Annotated in this window: 16 protein-coding genes; 7 read left to right on the top strand and 9 right to left on the bottom strand. The window is 65.6% G+C overall.

Annotated features, from left to right (window positions below; translation table 11 throughout):
* Nucleotides 1-128: 128 nt before the first annotated feature.
* Nucleotides 129-1,127, bottom strand: a complete 999-nt coding sequence (locus tag ACNJYB_RS32175; RefSeq protein WP_439370528.1) for an NAD(P)H-quinone oxidoreductase — start codon at nt 1,125-1,127, stop codon at nt 129-131.
* A 110-nt stretch (nt 1,128-1,237) separates the two neighbouring features.
* Here ACNJYB_RS32175 and ACNJYB_RS32170 point away from each other — a divergent pair, with 110 nt between their 5' ends.
* Both ACNJYB_RS32170 and rcdA read left to right on the top strand, forming a co-directional pair.
* Nucleotides 1,238-1,429: a DUF1192 domain-containing protein gene (locus ACNJYB_RS32170; RefSeq protein WP_018646675.1), complete on the top strand. Its 192-nt coding sequence runs from the start codon at nt 1,238-1,240 to the stop codon at nt 1,427-1,429.
* A gap of 482 nt (nt 1,430-1,911) precedes the next feature.
* Nucleotides 1,912-2,421 carry a protease adaptor protein RcdA gene (gene rcdA, locus ACNJYB_RS32165; RefSeq protein ID WP_439370527.1) on the top strand — a complete coding sequence of 170 codons (510 nt, stop codon included), beginning with the start codon at nt 1,912-1,914 and terminating at the stop codon, nt 2,419-2,421.
* A 167-nt stretch (nt 2,422-2,588) separates the two neighbouring features.
* Here the strand turns inward: rcdA and rpmE are convergent, their stop codons facing one another.
* The gene (gene rpmE / locus ACNJYB_RS32160; protein ID WP_027553890.1) at nt 2,589-2,816 is read right to left on the bottom strand and encodes a 50S ribosomal protein L31; all 228 of its coding nucleotides are present in this window, start codon (nt 2,814-2,816) and stop codon (nt 2,589-2,591) included.
* Between the two features lie 200 nt (nt 2,817-3,016).
* Here rpmE and ACNJYB_RS32155 point away from each other — a divergent pair, with 200 nt between their 5' ends.
* The gene (locus ACNJYB_RS32155) at nt 3,017-4,867 is read left to right on the top strand and encodes an ABC transporter ATP-binding protein/permease (protein WP_439370526.1); all 1,851 of its coding nucleotides are present in this window, start codon (nt 3,017-3,019) and stop codon (nt 4,865-4,867) included.
* A 194-nt stretch (nt 4,868-5,061) separates the two neighbouring features.
* Here the strand turns inward: ACNJYB_RS32155 and ACNJYB_RS32150 are convergent, their stop codons facing one another.
* The 4 genes from ACNJYB_RS32150 to ACNJYB_RS32135 form a co-directional block, all read right to left on the bottom strand.
* Entirely contained in the window at nt 5,062-5,277 is a 216-nt protein-coding gene (locus ACNJYB_RS32150) for a hypothetical protein (RefSeq protein WP_439370525.1), read from the bottom strand.
* Nucleotides 5,278-5,350: 73 nt separating this feature from the next.
* Nucleotides 5,351-5,797: a GNAT family N-acetyltransferase gene (locus ACNJYB_RS32145; RefSeq protein ID WP_439370524.1), complete on the bottom strand. Its 447-nt coding sequence runs from the start codon at nt 5,795-5,797 to the stop codon at nt 5,351-5,353.
* On the bottom strand, nt 5,797-6,825 hold the full coding sequence (locus ACNJYB_RS32140) for a peptidoglycan -binding protein (protein ID WP_439370523.1): 1,029 nt from the start codon (nt 6,823-6,825) through the stop codon (nt 5,797-5,799). The genes ACNJYB_RS32145 and ACNJYB_RS32140 overlap by 1 nt, the downstream gene beginning before the upstream one ends.
* A gap of 4 nt (nt 6,826-6,829) precedes the next feature.
* Entirely contained in the window at nt 6,830-7,849 is a 1,020-nt protein-coding gene (locus tag ACNJYB_RS32135; protein WP_439370522.1) for a flagellar motor protein MotA, read from the bottom strand.
* 246 nt (nt 7,850-8,095) lie between these two features.
* Between ACNJYB_RS32135 and ACNJYB_RS32130 the strand changes: the two genes are divergently transcribed.
* From ACNJYB_RS32130 to ACNJYB_RS32115, 4 genes are all read left to right on the top strand, one after another.
* Entirely contained in the window at nt 8,096-9,169 is a 1,074-nt protein-coding gene (locus ACNJYB_RS32130) for an SAM-dependent methyltransferase (protein ID WP_439370521.1), read from the top strand.
* A 176-nt stretch (nt 9,170-9,345) separates the two neighbouring features.
* Nucleotides 9,346-10,539, top strand: coding sequence for an efflux RND transporter periplasmic adaptor subunit (locus ACNJYB_RS32125; protein WP_439370520.1), 1,194 nt, complete (start codon nt 9,346-9,348; stop codon nt 10,537-10,539).
* A 107-nt stretch (nt 10,540-10,646) separates the two neighbouring features.
* Nucleotides 10,647-13,808, top strand: a complete 3,162-nt coding sequence (locus tag ACNJYB_RS32120) for a multidrug efflux RND transporter permease subunit (protein WP_439370519.1) — start codon at nt 10,647-10,649, stop codon at nt 13,806-13,808.
* Between the two features lie 229 nt (nt 13,809-14,037).
* Entirely contained in the window at nt 14,038-15,165 is a 1,128-nt protein-coding gene (locus ACNJYB_RS32115; RefSeq protein ID WP_439370518.1) for an AAA family ATPase, read from the top strand.
* 282 nt (nt 15,166-15,447) lie between these two features.
* On the opposite strand, the gene ACNJYB_RS32110 is transcribed toward ACNJYB_RS32115, so the two are convergent.
* The 3 genes from ACNJYB_RS32110 to ACNJYB_RS32100 form a co-directional block, all read right to left on the bottom strand.
* Nucleotides 15,448-16,242, bottom strand: a complete 795-nt coding sequence (locus tag ACNJYB_RS32110) for an inositol monophosphatase family protein (RefSeq protein ID WP_439370517.1) — start codon at nt 16,240-16,242, stop codon at nt 15,448-15,450.
* An 85-nt stretch (nt 16,243-16,327) separates the two neighbouring features.
* On the bottom strand, nt 16,328-17,419 hold the full coding sequence (locus tag ACNJYB_RS32105) for an HcpA family protein (protein WP_439370516.1): 1,092 nt from the start codon (nt 17,417-17,419) through the stop codon (nt 16,328-16,330).
* A gap of 8 nt (nt 17,420-17,427) precedes the next feature.
* Nucleotides 17,428-18,117: a thiamine phosphate synthase gene (locus ACNJYB_RS32100; protein ID WP_439370515.1), complete on the bottom strand. Its 690-nt coding sequence runs from the start codon at nt 18,115-18,117 to the stop codon at nt 17,428-17,430.

Below are 18,117 nucleotides of genomic sequence, written 5' to 3'. Positions count from 1 at the left end.
CGCGTTCGACGCAACTCTTCGGTGGAAGACGATTTCACACCGGACGGAATTGGTTCGGTGCGTCGCGATAGATGCCACGAAAGCGAGGAAAATCAAAGGGTTTCCGGCGTGTCCTGTGGGCCGCTGGCCTAGACCTCCAACACAATTTTGCCAATATGTGCGCTTGTCTCCATGCGCCGGTGCGCGTCGGCTGCCTTTTCCAGCGGGAAAGTGCTGTCCATCAGCGGTTTGACGCGGCCTTCGCGCAGAAGCGGCATCACTTTCTGTTCGATTGCGGCCACCATCGCCGCCTTGTCCGCATTACTACGGGGGCGCAGCGTCGAGCCGGTATGGGTCAGGCGCTTGACCATCACCTTGGCGATGTTGGCTGTGATCTTGGGGCCGTTGAGGGTCGCGATCTGCACGATGCGGCCGTCAATCGCGGCGGCATCATAGTTGCGGTCGACGTAGTCGCCGGCGACCATGTCGAGGATCAGGTTGACGCCGAGCTTGTTGGTCTCTTCCTTCACGACGGTGACGAAGTCTTCGGTCTTGTAGTTGATGGCACGGTCGGCGCCGAGCTTGAGGCAGGCCTCGATCTTGTCTTGCGATCCCACGGTGACGAACACCTTCGCGCCGAACGCCTTCGCGAGCTTGATCGCCATGGTGCCGATGCCGGAGGAGCCGCCATGAATCAGCAGCGTCTCGCCCGCTTTGAGCCCGCCGCGCTCGAACACGTTGTGCCAGACCGTCATCAGGGTTTCCGGCAGCGCGCCAGCCTCCTTGATCGACAGGGAAGGCGGCACGCTCATTGCCTGGGCGTCCTGGGCGATGCAGTACTGCGCATAGCCGCCACCGGCGACGAGGGACATCACCTTGTCGCCGATCTTGTGCCGCTTGGCGTTGCTGCCGACCGCGACCACTTCGCCTGCGATTTCCAGGCCGGGCAGGTCGCTGGCGCCGGGCGGTGGCGGATAGGCGCCGGAGCGCTGCGCCACGTCGGGCCGGTTGACCCCGGCAGCCATCACCTTGACCAGGATCTCGTCCGGACCAGGCTGCGGAATGCTGCGTTGTTCCGGCACCAGCACCTCCGGTCCGCCCGGTGTGGAGATGGCGACCACGGTCATTTGCGCGGGCAGCTTGTCCATGATGTGTCCTTGGGCAAAAGTGCGGGAGGAACGAGGCCCTTGCTTAGCCAGCGCGGCCCAAGCTGGCAACCGCCTCAGCGCTGTGCGACGCGAACGCAGGAGGAACGACGATGCCGATCGAAGACGACGACCGCCCGCGCAAGAAGGTCACGCACGAAATCGGACAGGATCTCTCACTCTTGTCCGTGGAGGAACTGACCGAGCGCGTCGCTCTCCTGAAGACCGAGATCGCCAGACTGGAAGAAGCCGCCACCAAGAAGCGCGCCTCGCGCGATGCGGCGAACAGTTTCTTCAAGTCGTAAGTCGCCACCAGACGTGCAGTCCTAATCCTGAGGCCCTGCATGGTTCGAGACGCGCGCGAAGAGCGCGTTCCTCACCATGAGGGTCTAGACGAGAGCGGAACGTGTCGCGGGCTCGGTGCGACGCGGCGAGTTTTGTTCCGCACCGCACTCGGCCACTGGCTGACATGGCTAACGAAATCCGAAAAAATTAGCTCGTTTACCGTCGATTAAGCTTTCGGGTTTATGACTGCAACTGTCCTTGTTTGGACACCGAGTGGCTCCTGTCCACTCTGTTTGACGCCTCCCTGTTATCAACTTTCAAAGCCGCCGGTCTCCGGCGGCTCTTTTTTTGCGCCTCCCTTCGGCTGAATTCCGAGGAATGACCCGCGGAAACCATATCCGCGCTTGTCGCTGGACTCCGCGTCTCGCCCGCGCAATGATTTGTTCATCATGATCCGGCGCCAAAACCGGACGGGTAAACAGTTGCGTAAGGGGCGTTAACCATGGAACGTTTGCAAGCCGAAGGTGCTCTCGTTCAACTCAGTGAGCGGTTCACCAATTCTGCGGCGTTCGGCGCCCTGTTCCGCGAGGGTATGGATCTCGTCGAGGAGACCGCGGCCTATCTCGACGGCGCCGGCCGCGTCGAGGCCAAGGCGCTCGATCGTGCCGTCAGCCTCACCTACGCAACCGAGAGCATGCGCCTGACCACTCGCCTGATGCAGCTCGCCTCCTGGCTGCTGCTGCACCGCGCGGTGAAGGAAGGCGAGATGACGCTGGTGCAGGCCAATCGCGAGAAAACCAAGGTCAAGCTCACTGCCGCCGATCCGGGCCCGGCCGACACCATCGAGAAGCTGCCCTCGCAGCTCCAGGAGTTGATTCATCGCTCGATGAGCCTGCAGACCCGCGTGCGCCGCCTCGATACCTCGATCCACACCCCGCCGGCCGAACACGTCGCCATCGGCAACCCGCTGGTCCCGCACCTCAACGCGCTCAAGGCCGCGTTCGAGCGGTAAGGTCTACCTGCCGTCATTGCGAGCGAAGCGCAGCGATCCAGAATCTCTCCGCAGAGGCAGTCTGAATTTGCTTCCTCGCAAGCGCTCCTCGCAATGACGGCAACCCCGAAACAAAAACGCCCCCGGCTTTCCGGGGGCGTTTTTCGTCTCCGGCCTTGTGGGCCGGATCAATCCTTTTTGAGAAAGCCCGAAAACTTCTTCTGGAAGCGCGAGACGCGGCCGCCGCGGTCCATGATCTGGGCGGAGCCGCCGGTCCAGGCCGGGTGCGACTTCGGGTCGATGTCGAGGTGCAGCTTGTCGCCTTCCTTGCCCCAGGTCGAGCGGGTCTGGTACTCGGTTCCGTCGGTCATCACGACCGTAATCGTATGATAATTCGGGTGAATTTCGGCTTTCATGGCAATTCCTCGGCGCCCTGCGCCTATCGCTAGAGTGATGATCGATGACGGATTTGGGCGGCTCTATACCCCACAGGTCCCTCTAAAACAAGCCATTGTGGAGACTGGAGAACCGGGCCGGTCCCTAAGGGACATCCCGGATTTGCCACTCCTCCTGCTCCGGCCTATGTGGGGAGAATTGTCTCCTTGGGTCCGATCGCATGAGCGCAGTGGAACGGCTTGACGACCAGTACCGCGACGGGCGCGACGCCGCGCCGGCAGATACCACGTCGATCGAGGTCGAGCTGATCGAGCAGCCCGCCAAGGGGCGCGCGAAGCTGCGGCCGCTGCTGGCGCTCGCGCCCTATGTGAGCCGCTATCGCGGCCGGGCCGCGCTCGCCTTTGTCGCGCTCACGATCGCGGCGCTGACGACGCTGCTGGTGCCGGTGGCGGTGCGCCGGATGATCGATTTCGGCCTGACGCCCGAGGGCATCGAGCTGATCAACAGCTACTTCTCGGTGATGATCGCCGTCGTCGCCGTGCTCGCGCTGGCGAGCGCGGCGCGCTACTACCTCGTGATGACGATCGGCGAGCGCATCGTCGCCGATCTCAGGCGTGACGTGTTCGCGCATCTGTTGTCGCTGTCGCCCTCCTTTTTCGATTCCGCGCGCAGCGGCGAATTGATCTCGCGCCTGACCGCCGACACCACCCAGATCAAGTCCGCCGTCGGCGCCTCCGTGTCGATCGCGCTGCGCAACCTGATGATGTTCTTCGGCGCCGCCGCGATGATGGTGATCACCAGTCCCAAGCTGTCTGGCTTCGTGCTGCTCGCCATTCCGCTGATCGTGCTGCCGCTGGTCGCCTTCGGCCGCTGGGTGCGCCGGCTCTCGCGGAATGCGCAGGACACGCTCGCTGATGCCTCCGCCTATGCGGGCGAGCTGGTCGGCGCGATCCGCACCGTGCAGGCCTATACCAGCGAGAATTTTGCCGAGAAGCGTTTCGGCGGCGAGGTCGAGCAGGCCTATGAGGCCGCCCGCACCTCGACCCAGGCCCGCGCCGTGCTCACCGCGATCATCATCTTCATCGTGTTTGCGAGCGTGGTCGCGATCCTCTGGATCGGCTCGCATGATGTGCTCACCGGGACCATCACGCCCGGCCGGCTCGGCCAGTTCGTGCTCTATGCGGCCTTTGCCGCCGCGGGCCTCGGCCAGCTCAGCGAGGTCTGGGGCGAGGTGTCGGCCGCCTCGGGCGCGGCCGAGCGCCTGTTCGAGATCTTGCACGTGCAGCCCGAGATCGCAGCGCCCGCTGCACCGCGCGCTTTGCCGGTGCCGCCGCGCGGCGAGGTCGGCTTCGACCGCGTCAGCTTTGCTTACCCCGCGCGGCCCGAAGTCAACGTGCTCGACGCGGTGTCGTTCACCGTGCGGCCGGGCGAGAAGGTCGCGATCGTCGGTCCCTCCGGCGCCGGCAAGAGCACGATCTTCCATCTGCTGCTGCGCTTCTACGATCCGCGCAATGGCGCGATCTCGCTCGACGGCGTGCCGGTGAAGTCCGCCGATCCCCGCGATTTCCGCTCGCGCATCGCGCTGGTGCCGCAGGAATCCAACGTGTTCGCCGCAAGCGCCCGCGAGAACATCCGCTTCGGCCGGCCCGATGCGACCGACGCCGAGGTCGAGCGCGCCGCCGAACTCGCGCACGCCGCCGAATTCATCCGCCGCCTGCCCGAAGGCTTCGACACCCCGCTCGGCGAGCGCGGCGTGACGCTGTCAGGCGGCCAGCGTCAGCGCATCGCGATCGCCCGCGCCATCCTGCGCGACGCGCCGCTCCTGCTGCTCGATGAAGCCACCTCCGCGCTCGATGCCGAAAGCGAGACGCTGGTGCAGACCGCGCTGGAAGAGTTGATGCGCCACCGTACCACGCTGGTGATCGCCCATCGCCTCGCCACCGTCCTGTCCTGCGACCGCATCCTGGTGATGGACCACGGCAAGATCGTCGAGCAGGGCACGCATGCCGAGCTCGTGGCTGCGAACGGGCTCTATGCGAGGCTGGCGAGGCTGCAGTTCGAGGGGGCGTGAGGCGCTTCAAAACGGAACCGCACTCGCGACAGTAAGAGTGTTCCGAGCGCGTCCCACAATCTCGTCATTGCGAGCGAAGCGAAGCAATCCAGAATGCCTCTGCGGAGGGATTCTGATTGCTTCGTCGCAAGGGCTCCCCGCAATGACGTGTGGAGAGAGCTTCGCGCCACAGCGGGGAGAGCATCCCAGCGGGCTTACCGGCACTTCGGCGACAGCGCCGGCACGTTCGGCCACGGCCAGTTCTTCCAGCTTCCGTCCGCGCCCACGCAGGCTGATGTCCCCGCGCCGTTCGTCTGCGCAGGGGCGCTCGATGTTGGAAAGTGCTGGTCGACATAGGTCGTCGATAAAAATCCGGCGACGATGACGCCCAGCATCACCGAGGAGCCCTTCGCCAGCTCGTTCAGCTTCATCGATCGTCTCCATCGGCTTGTCGTGCCTGAGACAACGAATAACCGGCGCCGCGGGATCCCTAAGTGACAGGCCTCACGCCCGCCACATCATCTTCAGCACCGGCCGGCCCGAGGTCGGGTTCACGTCGTCGCCGGCATGGGCAAAGCCGTTGCGCTCGTAGAAGCGGATGGCACGGGCATTGTCCTTGTTGACGAGCAGCGTGACGCCCGACGGCGACAGCCGCTTGGCCTCGTCCACCAGCAGCCGCGCCGCATCCGAGCCCCAATGCGCGGGATCGACCACGAGCTGGTCGAGATAACCCTCGTGGTCGATGGTGACGAAGCCGGTCAGCACGCCGCCCTGTTCGGCGACCACGACCTGGGCCTTCGGCACCAGATCCTTGCGCCAACGCTCGCGCCACCATTCCAGCCGCGCGGCAAAGTCGATCTGCGGATAGGCCTGCTGCCAGGTGCGATGCCACAGGTCGATCGAGGCGGCTTCGTCCTCGGGGCGGTAGGGGCGGATGTGGAGCGCGCTCACTACCGCTCCGTCAGCTTCAGCTCGATGCGGCGGTTGCGCTTGAAGGCCTCTTCCGTGTTGCCGGCGTCGAGCGGCTGGAATTCGCCGAAGCCGGCGGCGACGAGGCGCTGGGCGGGCACGCCGAGCGAGATCAGATATTGCACCACCGAGATGGCGCGGGCGGCGGAGAGGTCCCAGTTCGACTTGAAGTTCGCGCCGCTCACCGGCCGCACGTCGGTGTGACCGTCGACGCGCAGCACCCAGGCGATCTCGCTCGGAATCTTCTTGTCGAGCTCGATCAACGCGTTCGCCACGGTGTCGAGCTCGGCGCGGCCTTCCGGCAGCAGCGTCGCCTGTCCGGTGTCGAAGAACACTTCGGACTGGAATACGAAGCGGTCGCCGACGACGCGGATGTCGGGGCGGTTGCCGAGGATGGCGCGCAGGCGGCCGAAGAACTCGGAGCGGTAGCGCGACAATTCCTGCACGCGCTGCGCCAGCGCGACATTCAGGCGAGAGCCCAGATCGGCAATTCGATTCTGCGATTCCTTGTCGCGCTTCTCGGAGGCATCGAGCGCCTCTTCCAGCGCCGCCAATTGCCGCCGCAGCGCACTGATCTGCTGGTTCAGCACCTCGATCTGCGCCAGTGCCCGCGCCGAAACCGCTTTCTCGGAGTCGAGCGCCTTGCCGAGCTCGGCGGTCTTTCCTTGCGCGTCGTTGCCAGCGGCAGCTAAGCCCTCATAGAGGCCCTTGATGCGGTCGCGCTCGGACTCGGCCGAGGCGAGCCCGGCCCTCAGCTGCGAGACCTGGTCGTCGAGGGTGAGCTTGCCGAGCTTCTCCAGCGACAGCAGCTCGTTGAGCTGGGCGATCTTGGCGTTGAGCTGCTCCAGCGCCTTGTCCTTGCCGGTCACCTCCTGCGACAGGAAGAACTGCACCACCAGGAACACCGAGAGCAGGAACACGATCGACAGCACCAGCGTCGACAGCGCGTCGACGAAGCCGGGCCAGTAGTTGAAGCCGCCTTCGCTGCGGCGGCCGCGGGCTAGTGCCATGTCGCTAGCCCTTCTCCGGCTGGCGCGCGATCCGTTCCAGGAGGCGCCGGATCTCGCGGTTCTGCTCGCCCTGGCCGTCGGCCCATTCGCGGATCATCTGCTGCTCGGTGCGCATGTGCGAGACCAGCGCCTGGATCGCCTCGGCAAGGCTCGCCATCGCCGCCGTGGTGCCGCGGCTGGCGCTGCCTTCCTCGAGCACGGAGCGCAGTCGCTCGACCGCGGCCTGAAGCTCGCCGCTGGCAACCGCGCCGCCGGCGGCGGCGACAGGCACCTCGCCGCGGCCATATTCGCGCACGGTGGTGGCGAGCCAGTCCTCCAGGTCGGTGTAGAAGCGGTTCTGCGCCTGGCTCGATTGCAGATCGAGGAAGCCGAGGATCAGCGAGCCGGCGAGGCCGAACAGCGAGCTCGAGAACGAGATGCCCATGCCGCCGAGCGGGGCGGCAAGCCCTTCCTTCAGCGTGTCGAACAGGGCGCCGGAATCGCTGCCGACCTTGAGGCCGTCGATCACCTTGCCGACCGAGCCGACCGTCTCGATCAGGCCCCAGAAGGTGCCGAGCAGGCCGAGGAAGACCAGGAGGCCGGTCATGTAGCGGGAGATGTCGCGGGCCTCGTCGAGGCGAGTCGCGATGGAATCGAGCAGGTGCCGCATGGTGGTCTGGGTGATGGTCATCCGCCCGGTGCGCTCGCCGCCCAGGATCATCGCCATCGGCGCCAGCAGTTTCGGGTGGCGGGCAGGCGCAAGGCCAGGGTCGGCGATGCGGAAATTGTTGACCCAGGACACTTCAGGGTAGAGCCGGATCACCTGGCGGAAGGCCAGGATGATGCCGATGAACAGGACGCCGCCGATCAGGGCGTTGAGCCCGGGATTGGCGAAGAAGGCCTGGATGATCTGCTTATATAGCACCACGCCGACCAGGGTGCAGAGCACCAGGAAGACCAGCATCCGCACCAGGAACACGCTGGGGGAGGACAGTTTCGTGTATTCGATGTCCATGGGGGAGCGGGGCGAGGCGCCAGGCGGCATGGCCGGTATCATCCGTTACGAACGTGATTGCGGGGTGCACTATGGCACAGGCCCGGCCCAAAAAAAGCGCCGGATGAGCCGATTTCGTGGAGAGGCCGGAACCCGAAGCGGAAAACGCGCTTTGATAACGTGACATTTGCACGACTTCCGCAGGCCGCCGCTGCCCTGTAGCTGCTCCGGCTGTTGCCGGCACCCGCCCGTTCTTCCCTCTGCCGCCCCACGAGACCTGACCAAGGGAGTGGTCGCATGAGCGTCGTTTCCGCGATCATCGGGACTGCCGAACGCGTGCCGCTGCCTGACGTCGTGATCCGGACCGCGATCCAGCGTCTCTGCTCCCGCACCGCAACCTGTCTCGCCGCGCCTGATGCGGCCGACGATGCTGGCATCGCCCGGCGGATGCTGCTGCGGCCGATCACCGGGGGCGCGGCTGCCGGGGCTGACGAGGTGCCTGCTTCGTTCTTCGCGGAGGTGCTGGGCCCCAACCGCAAATACTCGTGCTGCTTCTACAGGACCGAGGCGACCACCCTGCAGGAGGCGGAGGAGGAGGCGCTGCGCCAGACCGTCGAGCATGCCGGTCTCGCCGACGGCCAGGCCATCCTCGAGCTCGGCTGCGGCTGGGGCTCGCTGTCGCTGTGGATCGCGCGGCAGTTTCCGAACGCGGCGGTCACGGCGGTCTCGAATTCGCGGGCGCAGCGCGCCCTGATCGAGGAGCAGGCGCGGCTGCGCGGGTTGTCGAACCTGCGCGCGGTCACGGCGGACATGAACGTGTTCGCACCCGATGGGCAGTTCGATCGCATCGTCTCCGTCGAGACGTTCGAGCACATGATGAACTGGCGCAAGCTGATGACGCGCCTGCGCTCGTGGCTCGCGCCCGAGGGGCGCTGCTTCATGCAAATCGCCACGCATCGCACCGGCTCCCATCTGTTCGGCCCGAGCGATCGCGAGGGCTGGATCGTCCGGCACGTCTTCACCGGCGGGCTGATGCCGAGCCATCACCTCGTCAGGCGGTTCGACGACATCTTCACGGTCGAGAAGGAATGGTGCTGGAGCGGAACGCACTATCAGCGCACCGCCAATGACTGGCTCGTCAATTTCGACGCGCGTCGCGAGCCGATCGAGGCGGCCTTGCGCAAGGTCTACGGCGATGACACCGGTCTTTGGATGCGGCGCTGGCGCTGGCTGTTCCTGGTGACATCGGGCCTGTTCGGCTATGCCGATGGAACCGAATGGGGCGTCAGCCAGTACCGGATGAAGGCCGCCGATCGATTGCGATTTTCTGTCGCAGCAGCCGCTGGTGGAACCCGACTCACAATCCGGTGAGTCCCGAAAAGCCTCAAAAAGTCAGCACGATAGGTCGTGTGACATTGAGCCGCCCGCAGCATGCGTTGCGTCGCAGCAGGTCCATTCTATTTTGACGGCATCAGCCGCGCGCAAATCGCCCGGAATGGGCAGGCTCGCGCGTGACCAGTGTCAACAACATCGGGGCATTTCACTTCATGTCAGGACTTCGCGCGCGATCGGCATGCGTTGCAATGATGCTCGCGGCCCTTGCGCCGCTGCTCGCCGCTTGCGAGGAAACGAGCTCGGCCGTCTCTGCCGCTCCGCCCGCCGATCCTGACGTCAGCATCGTCGTCGTCAAGCCGCAACCGCGCGCCGTGGTGCGCGAGCTGCCGGGCCGGATCGCGCCGACACGCGTCTCCGACGTGCGGCCGCGCGTCTCCGGCATCGTGGTCGAACGTCTGTTCCGCCAGGGCAGCGAGGTCAAGGCCGGCGATCCGCTCTATCGCATCGATCCGCGTCCGTTCGAGGTCGAGGTGATGGCGAACGAGGCGGCGGTCGCCAAGTCCGAGGCTGCCTTGATGCAGGCCAGGCAGCAGGCGCACCGCATTGCCACCCTCACCAGGGATCGCGCGGCGCCGGAAGCCGAGAACGAGAAGGCGATCGCCGCCGAACGCCAGGCCCATGCCGAGGTCGAGGGACGCAAGGCCGAGCTCGCCCGCGCCAAGCTCAACCTCGACTACGCCACCGTGCGCGCGCCGATCGACGGCGTCGTCGGTGCGGCCCTCGTCAGCGAAGGCGCGCTCGCCGTGCAGAACGAGACCAATCTTGCCACCATCCAGCAGCTCGATCCGATCTATGCCGACTTCACCCAGTCGGTGACCGAGCTCAACCAGCTTCGCCGCGCCTTCGAGAGCGGCGATCTCGAGCGCATCGCGGCCGATGCCGCCAAGGTGCGGCTCGTGCTCGACGACAACACACTCTATTCGCTCGACGGCAAGCTGCTGTTCTCCGACGCCAAGGTCGACGCCCATACCGGGCAGGTGACGCTGCGCGGCGAGTTCCGCAATCCCAAGCGCGAGCTGCTGCCGGGCATGTATGTCCGCGTCCGCATCGACCAGGGTCTCGACAGCGACGCTATCGCGGTGCCGCAACAGGCGATCCAGCGCAATGGCGGCGGCGGCAGCGAGGTCTTCGTCGTCAAGGATGACAACCACATCGCGGTGCAGCCGGTGCGCACCGGCTCGGTGCAGGACGGACTCTGGTTCGTCACCGAAGGCCTGAAGGCCGGCGACAAGGTCGTGGTCGAGGGATTCCAGAAGTTCGCGGCCGGCGACAGGGTCAAGCCGCAATCCTGGTCGGAAGCGGACGCGACCGCAGACGACCGCCACGCCCAGAAGCTGACGCGGTAACGCTCGCGCGGCCGAGAACACCTCCCGAAGGGAGAGGTGGACCTTAGACGACCGGCCGAACCTGACTTCGTCGAGCCTGAACGAAACAACGAGGGCGATACGGCAAAATGGCGAGTTTCTTCATCGACAGGCCGATCTTCGCCTGGGTGGTCGCGCTGTTCATCTGTCTGATCGGCGCGATCTCCGTGCCGCTGCTGCCGATCGCGCAATATCCGATCATCGCGCCGCCCTCGATCTCGATCTCGACCAGCTATCCCGGCGCTTCGCCGGAAAACCTCTACAACAGCGTCACGCGGCTGATCGAGGAGGAGCTCAACGGCGCCTCCGGCATCCTAAATTTCGAATCGACCAGCGACTCGCTCGGCCAGGTCGAGATCATCGCGAATTTCGTGCCGGGCACAGACACCAGCGCGGCCTCGGTCGAGGTGCAGAACCGCATCAAGCGGGTCGAGGCGCGCCTGCCGCGCGCGGTGATCCAGCAGGGCATCCTGATCGAGGAAGCCTCGAGCGCAGTGCTGCAGATCATCACGCTGAACTCGACCGACGGCAGCCTGGACGAGGTCGGCCTCGGCGACTTCATGATCCGCAACGTGCTCGGCGAGATCCGCCGCATTCCCGGCGTCGGCCGCGCCACGCTGTATTCGACCGAGCGCAGTCTTCGTGTGTGGGTCGATCCCGCAAAGCTGGTCGGTTACGGGCTGACCGCCGACGACGTCAACAAGGCCATTGCCGCGCAGAACGCGCAAGTCGCCTCCGGCAGCATCGGCGCCGAGCCGTCGACCTCGAGCCAGCGCACCTCCGCGCTGGTGCTGGTCAAGGGCCAGCTCTCGTCTCCCGATGAGTTCGGTGCCATCATCCTGCGCGCCAATGCCGACGGGTCGACCGTGCGGCTGCGTGACGTCGCGCGCATCGAGGTCGGCGGCCTCAGCTACCAATTCAACACCCGCCTCGACGGCAAGCCGACCGCCGGTCTTTCCGTGCTGATGTCGCCGACCGGCAATGCGCTGGCGACGGCGAGCGCGGTCGAGGCCAAGATGAAGGAGCTGTCGCGCTTCTTCCCGGCCAACATCTCTTACGAGATCCCCTACAACATCACGCCCGTGGTCGAGGCCTCGATCAAGAAGGTGCTGACGACGCTGCTGGAAGCCGTGGTGCTGGTGTTCGTGGTGATGTTCTTGTTTCTCCAGAACATCCGCTACACCATCATTCCCACCATCGTGGTGCCGGTGGCGTTGCTGGGGGCCTGCAGCACGCTGTTGCTCGCCGGTTACTCCATCAACATGCTCTCGATGTTCGGCATGGTGCTCGCGGTCGGCATCCTCGTCGACGACGCCATCGTCGTGGTCGAGAACGTCGAGCGCATCATGAGCGAGGAAGGCCTGCCGCCGAAGGAGGCGACGCGCAAGGCAATGTCGCAGATTTCGGGCGCCATCATCGGCATCACCCTGGTGCTGATGGCGGTGTTCGTGCCGATGGCGTTCTTCCCGGGATCGGTCGGCATCATCTACCGCCAGTTCTCGGTGACCATGGTCGCCGCGATCGGCTTCTCCGCCTTCCTCGCGCTATCGCTGACGCCGGCGCTGTGCGCGACCTTGCTCAAGCCTGTTACCGCGGGCCACGGCCATGCGAAGCGGGGCGTGTTCGGCTGGTTCAACCGCATGCTTGAAGGCGGCAAGGAGCGCTATTCCCGCACCGTCGGCTTCTCGCTGAAGCGCACCGGCCGCCTGATGCTGGTCTATGCCGCGCTGCTGGTCGGCCTGTCCTGGGCCTTCATCAACCTGCCCGGCGGCTTCCTGCCGATCGACGACCAGGGCTTCGTCACCACCGACGTGCAGACGCCGTCGGATTCGTCCTATGCCCGCACCGAGGCGGTGATCGAGAAGGTCGAAAAATATCTCGCGCAGCGGCCCGGCGTCGACAACGTCACCTTCCTCACCGGCTTCAGCTTCTCCGGACAGGGCATGAACACGGCACAGGCGTTCATTACCTTGAAGGATTGGTCGGAGCGCGGGCCGAACGAGTCGGCTGCTGCGATCGTCAATGACATCAACCGCGATCTCGGGTCGTCGATCCGCGACGCAAAAATCTCCGCGCTGCAGCCGCCGCCCATCGACAATCTCGGCAACTCCTCCGGCTTCTCGTTCCGCCTGCAGGATCGCGGCCAGAAGGGCTATGCGGCCCTGATGCGCGCCGCCGACCAGCTGATCGCCGAGGCCAATGCGAGCCCGGTGCTGCAGAAGGTCTATATCGAAGGCCTGCCCGAGGCCGGCGTGGTCAATCTCGTGATAGACCGCGAGAAGGCCGGTGCCTTCGGCGTCACCTTCGAGGACATCAACAACACGATCTCGACCAATCTCGGATCGAACTACATCAACGACTTCCCGAACCGCGGCCGCATGCAGCGCGTCGTGGTGCAGGCAGATGCCCGCGACCGCATGCGCACCGAGGACATCCTCAACTACAACGTCAAGAACAGCCGGGGCCAGCTCGTGCCGTTCTCGTCCTTCGCCACGGTGGAATGGGCGCGCGGCCCGACCCAGATCGCCGGCTTCAACTATTATCCGGCGGTGCGTATCTCCGGCGAGGCGAGGCCCGGCTTCACCTCGGGCGACGCCATCGCCGAGATGGAGCGGCTCGCAGGAAAACTGCCGCGTGGCTTCGGCTACGAATGGACCGGCCAGTCGCTGCAGGAAAAGCTGTCGGGCTCGCAGGCGCCGTTCCTGCTCGCGCTCTCGGTGTTCGTGGTGTTCCTGTGTCTCGCCGCGCTCTACGAGAGCTGGACCATTCCGCTCGCGGTGCTGCTCACCGTGCCGCTCGGCATCGTCGGTGCCGTGACCGCGGCGATGCTGCGCGGCCTGCCCAACGACGTCTATTTCACCGTCGGCCTGATCACGATCATCGGCCTTGCCGCAAAGGATGCGATCCTCATCATCGAGTTCGCCAAGGATCTGCGCAAAGAGGGCAAGCCGCTGGTGGAAGCCACCATCGAGGCCTGCCGCCTGCGCTTTCGACCGATCCTGATGACCGGCCTCGCCTTCATCTGCGGCGTGCTGCCGATGGCCATCGCCCATGGCGCCGGCGGCGCCAGCCAGCAGGCGCTCGGCAGCGTCGTGATGGGCGGCATGATTGCGGTGGTGATCCTGGCGCTGCTGATGGTGCCGGTGTTCTTCGTCTCCGTGCAGCGCGTGCTGGCGGGGGATCGCGAGCCAAAGGCGGCGAGGGACGGCGAGGCGTACGGGCCGCCCGCGCCGGCGCAACAAGGTCACTAACGTTTTTTTCCGTCATTCCGGCGCGCGCGTAGCGCGAACCCGGAATCCATCGAGCGGCAATCACAGTCGATGAATAGATTCAGGGCTCGCGCCAAGAGGCGCGCCCCGGAATGACCATGGGAGCTTGCTTTCTCGTGATCGCCAATCCAGACTGCAGCTCTGGATTGAATGGGCATGCATTCGCACCGTAGTGCGAATGCGTTATCAACCCGCCGATTGAGAGCATGTGATGCGTCCGACCGACGTTGCGATTTCCAACTATCGCTCCATTCGCCAGCTCTCGATCCCCATTCACCCCCTGTCCGTGTTCGTGGGGGAGAATGGTGTCGGCAAATCCAATCTCTACAAGTCCTTGTCGCTGTTGCGCGACGCAGCGGCGGGTCGAATCACGCGCACGATCGCCGAGGAAGGAGGATTGAATTCCGTCTGCTGGTCCGGCCTTCGCAGGAAAGGCGAAGATGGGCGACTGCGCTTGTCCGCCAGATTCGATCGTCTCAGCTATTCCATTGAACTCGGATTTCCCGGCCCGGGAGAGGCGGCATTTTCCGGCGAGCCGATGATCAAGGCCGAAAGCATCGAGGCGACGCAAGGCAAACGAACGGTTCAACTCATGAAGCGGAAAAATTCGCTCGTCAGCGTCCGCGGCGAGAGCGGTGCCTGGAACAGCCACAAGGATGCGGTGCTGCCGTCAGAGACGGCGCTTGCGGATTTTGCCGATGGCGAGGAATGCCCTGAGATCGGCCTGATCAGAAACGCGATGCTCGGTTGGCGCTTCTATCATGACTTTCGCACCGATCCGGCCTCGCCGATACGAAAGCCGTGCCTCGCGATCACGACGCCCTCGCTCAGCGCCGATGGAAGCGATTTGGCTGCCGCCCTGGCGACACTCTATTCCATTCGGGAAGATGCCACCGACCTGCAGGACGCGATCGAGGATGCATTCCCAGGCGCCGAGCTTCGCGCATGGGGAGGAAATGGCTTATGTGAATTTGATCTGCAACTGGCGGATATGCCTAGGCCATTCAAGGCGCATGAACTATCCGATGGGACGCTGAAATACATCTGCCTGCTCGCGGTGTTCATGGGCTATCGGCTGCCGCCCTTCATCGCGCTGAACGAACCGGAGAGCAGCCTGCATCCGTCGCTGCTGGCGCCATTGGCGCGGCTGGTCGCCAAGGCATCACGCCGTGCCGACATCTGGATCGTCACCCATTCGGAACAACTGATGGAGGCATTGCGAAGTGAGAGTTCGGTCCCGCTTCGCAGGGTGATCAAGCAGAAAGGCGCCACGACCATCGAGGGCCGGACCCTCGGCGGTGAATATCGGGACGAGGAATCCGACGAAGACGACGCTTGATCGCTACGGGTCAAGCCCTAGCCGGTCAAACGCAAGGCAACGGGCCGTAAGGCGCGGACGCTGTCTCACTACCTCGCCCCGTTCTTACGGGGAGGGTGGGGTGAGGGGCTGCTCTTTTCACGTTCCGCTCAGAGCGTCCGACCCGCGCCACGGCCATGTGTGCCGGATCGACTGTCGGCTCTGGCTGACGTCCTGCCTTGCCCCTCACCGGGATGGCACTGGACGATGGTCCGCATCGCCAGATGCCAATCCGACCTCTCCCCGCGGAAGAGTGGGGAGAGGTTAAGTTGCCGACTTCCGCAAAATCTTCACCAGCTCCCCATGCACGTACTCGTTGCCGCACACGACGTGCCCGGTGAGGAGCGGGTCGCCCGGTGTCGCGATGTCGCTCACGGTGCCACCGGCTTCGCGCACCATCAGCATGCCGGCGGCGATGTCCCAGGATTGCAGATTGCGCTCCCAATAGCCGTCGAGGCGGCCGGCGGCGACGAAGGCGAGGTCGAGCGAGGCGGCGCCGAAGCGGCGCAGGCCGGCGACGCGGTCCTGGATCGCGGTCATCTCGCGGCGGAACTCCTCGTGGTCGCCGCGGCCGATATGGGGCAGGCCGCAGGCCACCACGCATTCGTTGAGCTGACGCCGGCCGGCGACGCGCAGGCGCTGGTCGTTGAGGAAGGCGCCCTTGCCGCGCTCGGCGATGTAGAGCTCGTCATTGGCGGGGTTGTAGATCACGCCGGCGATCACCGTGCCTTCGCGGGCGAGGCCGATCGAGATCGCGAATTGCGGGATGCCGTGCAGGAAGTTGGTGGTGCCGTCCAAGGGATCGACGATCCAGGTGTGGCTCTTGTCGGTGCCCTCGCGGGAGCCGCCTTCCTCGCCGACGAAGCCGTAGCCGGGCCGGGCCTTGGCGAGGTCCTGGTACAGGATCTCCTCCGCGCGCTTGTCGGCGAGGGTGACGAAGTTCGCCGGCCCCTTCAGCGAGACCTGCAAATGCTCGATCTCGCCGAGATCGCGCTTGAGGCTGCGGCCGGCGCGGCGCGCGGCCTTGACCATGACGTTGATAGTGGCGGAATACAGCATGAGCTCTAGGTCTTGATCGGGGGAATTGGCGCAGAAACACGCCTGTTTGAGGGACTGGGTGCCCCGTGAGGGGCCCCGCGTCAAGTCATTTGGCCCCGAGCCATTTCCTTGCCGCGGCCTCGGCCTTGGAGCGGTCCTCGGCCGGCAGATCGGACAATTGCTTGTCGAGCTCCGGATCGCCCTTGCCACTGGTTTTGGCCACCAGGTGCCATTTGAAGCCCTCGATCTTGTCCGCGGGCGCGCCCATGCCGTTGATCAGCACCCAGGCGAGGCGGTTCTGCGCGATCGCGCTGCCCTGGCGCGACGCCTTGCGGAGCAACGCGACGGCCGCCGGCTGGTTCTTCGGGGTGCCGGTGCCGTTGAACATGGCGATGGCGTATTCGACCTCGGCATCCACATTGTCCGCGAGCGATGCGGCCTGCAGCAGCCGCACCGCCCGTTCGGGGTCCTTCGGCACCCCGGTGCCTTCCTTGTAGAAGGTCGCGAGCGCGTATTGGGCCTCGGGCAGGCCGGCATCCGCGGCCTGGCGCAACAGCTCGGCGGAACGCTTGACGTCCTGCGGCAGGCTCTGACCGTCGAGATAGAGCAACGCGAGGTTATAGGCCGCCTTGGGCTCGCCGAGCTTGGCGGCGGAGGCCATCAGCTTGACCGCCTCGCCCTTGTCGACCGGGCCGCCGCGGCCGGAGATGCGCAGCATGGCGAGCGCGAACATCGCCTCGCGGTCGCCGGCATCAGAGGCGCGCTTGTACCATTCCAGCGCCTTGGCGTAGTCGCGGCGGATGCCCATGGCATTGGAATAGAGCTCGCCCAGCATGGTCATCGCCTTGGGATCGCCGGCAGCGGCGCGGGCGGTGGCGAGCTCGAACGCCGTCTTGTACTGGCCGCGCTGATAGGCGCCGAACACCAGGTCGACACCGGTGTCGGCCGGCGGCGCCGGGATCACGGTCGCGGGCAGTTGAGGTTTTGGAGAAGCGGTCGGCTTGGGCGAGGCCGAAGGTTTCGGCGCCGGCGCAGCCTCCTTCTTCTTGGCGGGCGGAGGCGCCTTGTTGGCAGGCGACTTGGGCTTGTGCTTCTCGGCCGCAGGGCTCGGTGTGGCGGGCGGCGTGATCTGGAGCTGTGCGGCCGCGGGCGCCGCGAGCAGCAGCGTGGCCAAAATGGTGATGCGCTGGAGCTTCATGTCGGACGCTAGCCGTGCTCCTGACCGGCAGTATCTCGAGGGCCAGGCGCCGTCGCATGGGCCTTCTTGATCGCAGCATCGACCTCGACCAGCGCCGCCTTGGGCCCGCGCGGATCGGCCCAGATGAACTCGCCGACCAGCACGAAATCGGCGCCGCTGGCGGCGAAGTCGTAGGCCTCTCCCAGCGACGTCGCAAAGCCGACGCAGGGCGGCTCGAACAGCTCGGCCCACCAGTCCAGCCGCTCGGCAATCGCCTGCGACGAGGGCCGCTGTCCTTTCGCATCGGGCTCGCCGAACAGCAAATAGTCGGCGCCCAATTCGCCCGCATCCATGGAATGGTGCCGCGTCGTCAGCCCGCCCACGCCGGCGATGCGATCGGGCTTGAGCGATGGCAGCGCCTCCTTCAGCGCGGCGATGCCGGGCAAGTGTGCGCCGTCGGCGCCGCCACGTGCGACGAGCTCGGGATGGCCGTCGACGAGCAGTGCTGCGCCCGCCTTCTGCACCGCCGGCGCCAGCGCCTTGATGCGCGAGATCATGCTGCGCTGGTCGGTCTCCTTCAGCCGCAGCAGCACGGCCGCGACATCGGCTGAGGCCAGCAGGCCCGGCAATTCGGCGACCAGCGCAGCGGGATCATCGACGACGGGCGTCGCGAGATAGAGGCGCGGCGCCGGGCGCGGCGGAGGCGGTTTGTTCGACAA

Origin of the sequence: Bradyrhizobium sp. SMVTL-02, assembly GCF_051853005.1 — a bacterium.
Lineage (GTDB): Bacteria > Pseudomonadota > Alphaproteobacteria > Rhizobiales > Xanthobacteraceae > Bradyrhizobium.
The sequence above is the reverse complement of the archived record's forward strand: the minus strand, read 5'-3'. Positions and strand labels throughout refer to the sequence as shown.

Excerpts from the sequence above, each read along its gene's own strand:
- ACNJYB_RS32150 (WP_439370525.1), bottom strand. The coding sequence starts at position 5,277 with ATGAAGCTGAACGAGCTGGCGAAGGGCTCCTCGGTGATGCTGGGCGTC.
- ACNJYB_RS32170 (WP_018646675.1), top strand. The coding sequence starts at position 1,238 with ATGCCGATCGAAGACGACGACCGCCCGCGCAAGAAGGTCACGCACGAA.
- ACNJYB_RS32105 (WP_439370516.1), bottom strand. The coding sequence starts at position 17,419 with ATGAAGCTCCAGCGCATCACCATTTTGGCCACGCTGCTGCTCGCGGCG.
- ACNJYB_RS32110 (WP_439370517.1), bottom strand. The coding sequence starts at position 16,242 with ATGCTGTATTCCGCCACTATCAACGTCATGGTCAAGGCCGCGCGCCGC.
- ACNJYB_RS32115 (WP_439370518.1), top strand. The coding sequence starts at position 14,038 with ATGCGTCCGACCGACGTTGCGATTTCCAACTATCGCTCCATTCGCCAG.
- ACNJYB_RS32140 (WP_439370523.1), bottom strand. The coding sequence starts at position 6,825 with ATGGCACTAGCCCGCGGCCGCCGCAGCGAAGGCGGCTTCAACTACTGG.
- ACNJYB_RS32135 (WP_439370522.1), bottom strand. The coding sequence starts at position 7,849 with ATGCCGCCTGGCGCCTCGCCCCGCTCCCCCATGGACATCGAATACACG.
- rpmE (WP_027553890.1), bottom strand. The coding sequence starts at position 2,816 with ATGAAAGCCGAAATTCACCCGAATTATCATACGATTACGGTCGTGATG.
- ACNJYB_RS32130 (WP_439370521.1), top strand. The coding sequence starts at position 8,096 with ATGAGCGTCGTTTCCGCGATCATCGGGACTGCCGAACGCGTGCCGCTG.
- ACNJYB_RS32155 (WP_439370526.1), top strand. The coding sequence starts at position 3,017 with ATGAGCGCAGTGGAACGGCTTGACGACCAGTACCGCGACGGGCGCGAC.
- ACNJYB_RS32175 (WP_439370528.1), bottom strand. The coding sequence starts at position 1,127 with ATGGACAAGCTGCCCGCGCAAATGACCGTGGTCGCCATCTCCACACCG.
- ACNJYB_RS32125 (WP_439370520.1), top strand. The coding sequence starts at position 9,346 with ATGTCAGGACTTCGCGCGCGATCGGCATGCGTTGCAATGATGCTCGCG.
- rcdA (WP_439370527.1), top strand. The coding sequence starts at position 1,912 with ATGGAACGTTTGCAAGCCGAAGGTGCTCTCGTTCAACTCAGTGAGCGG.
- ACNJYB_RS32120 (WP_439370519.1), top strand. The coding sequence starts at position 10,647 with ATGGCGAGTTTCTTCATCGACAGGCCGATCTTCGCCTGGGTGGTCGCG.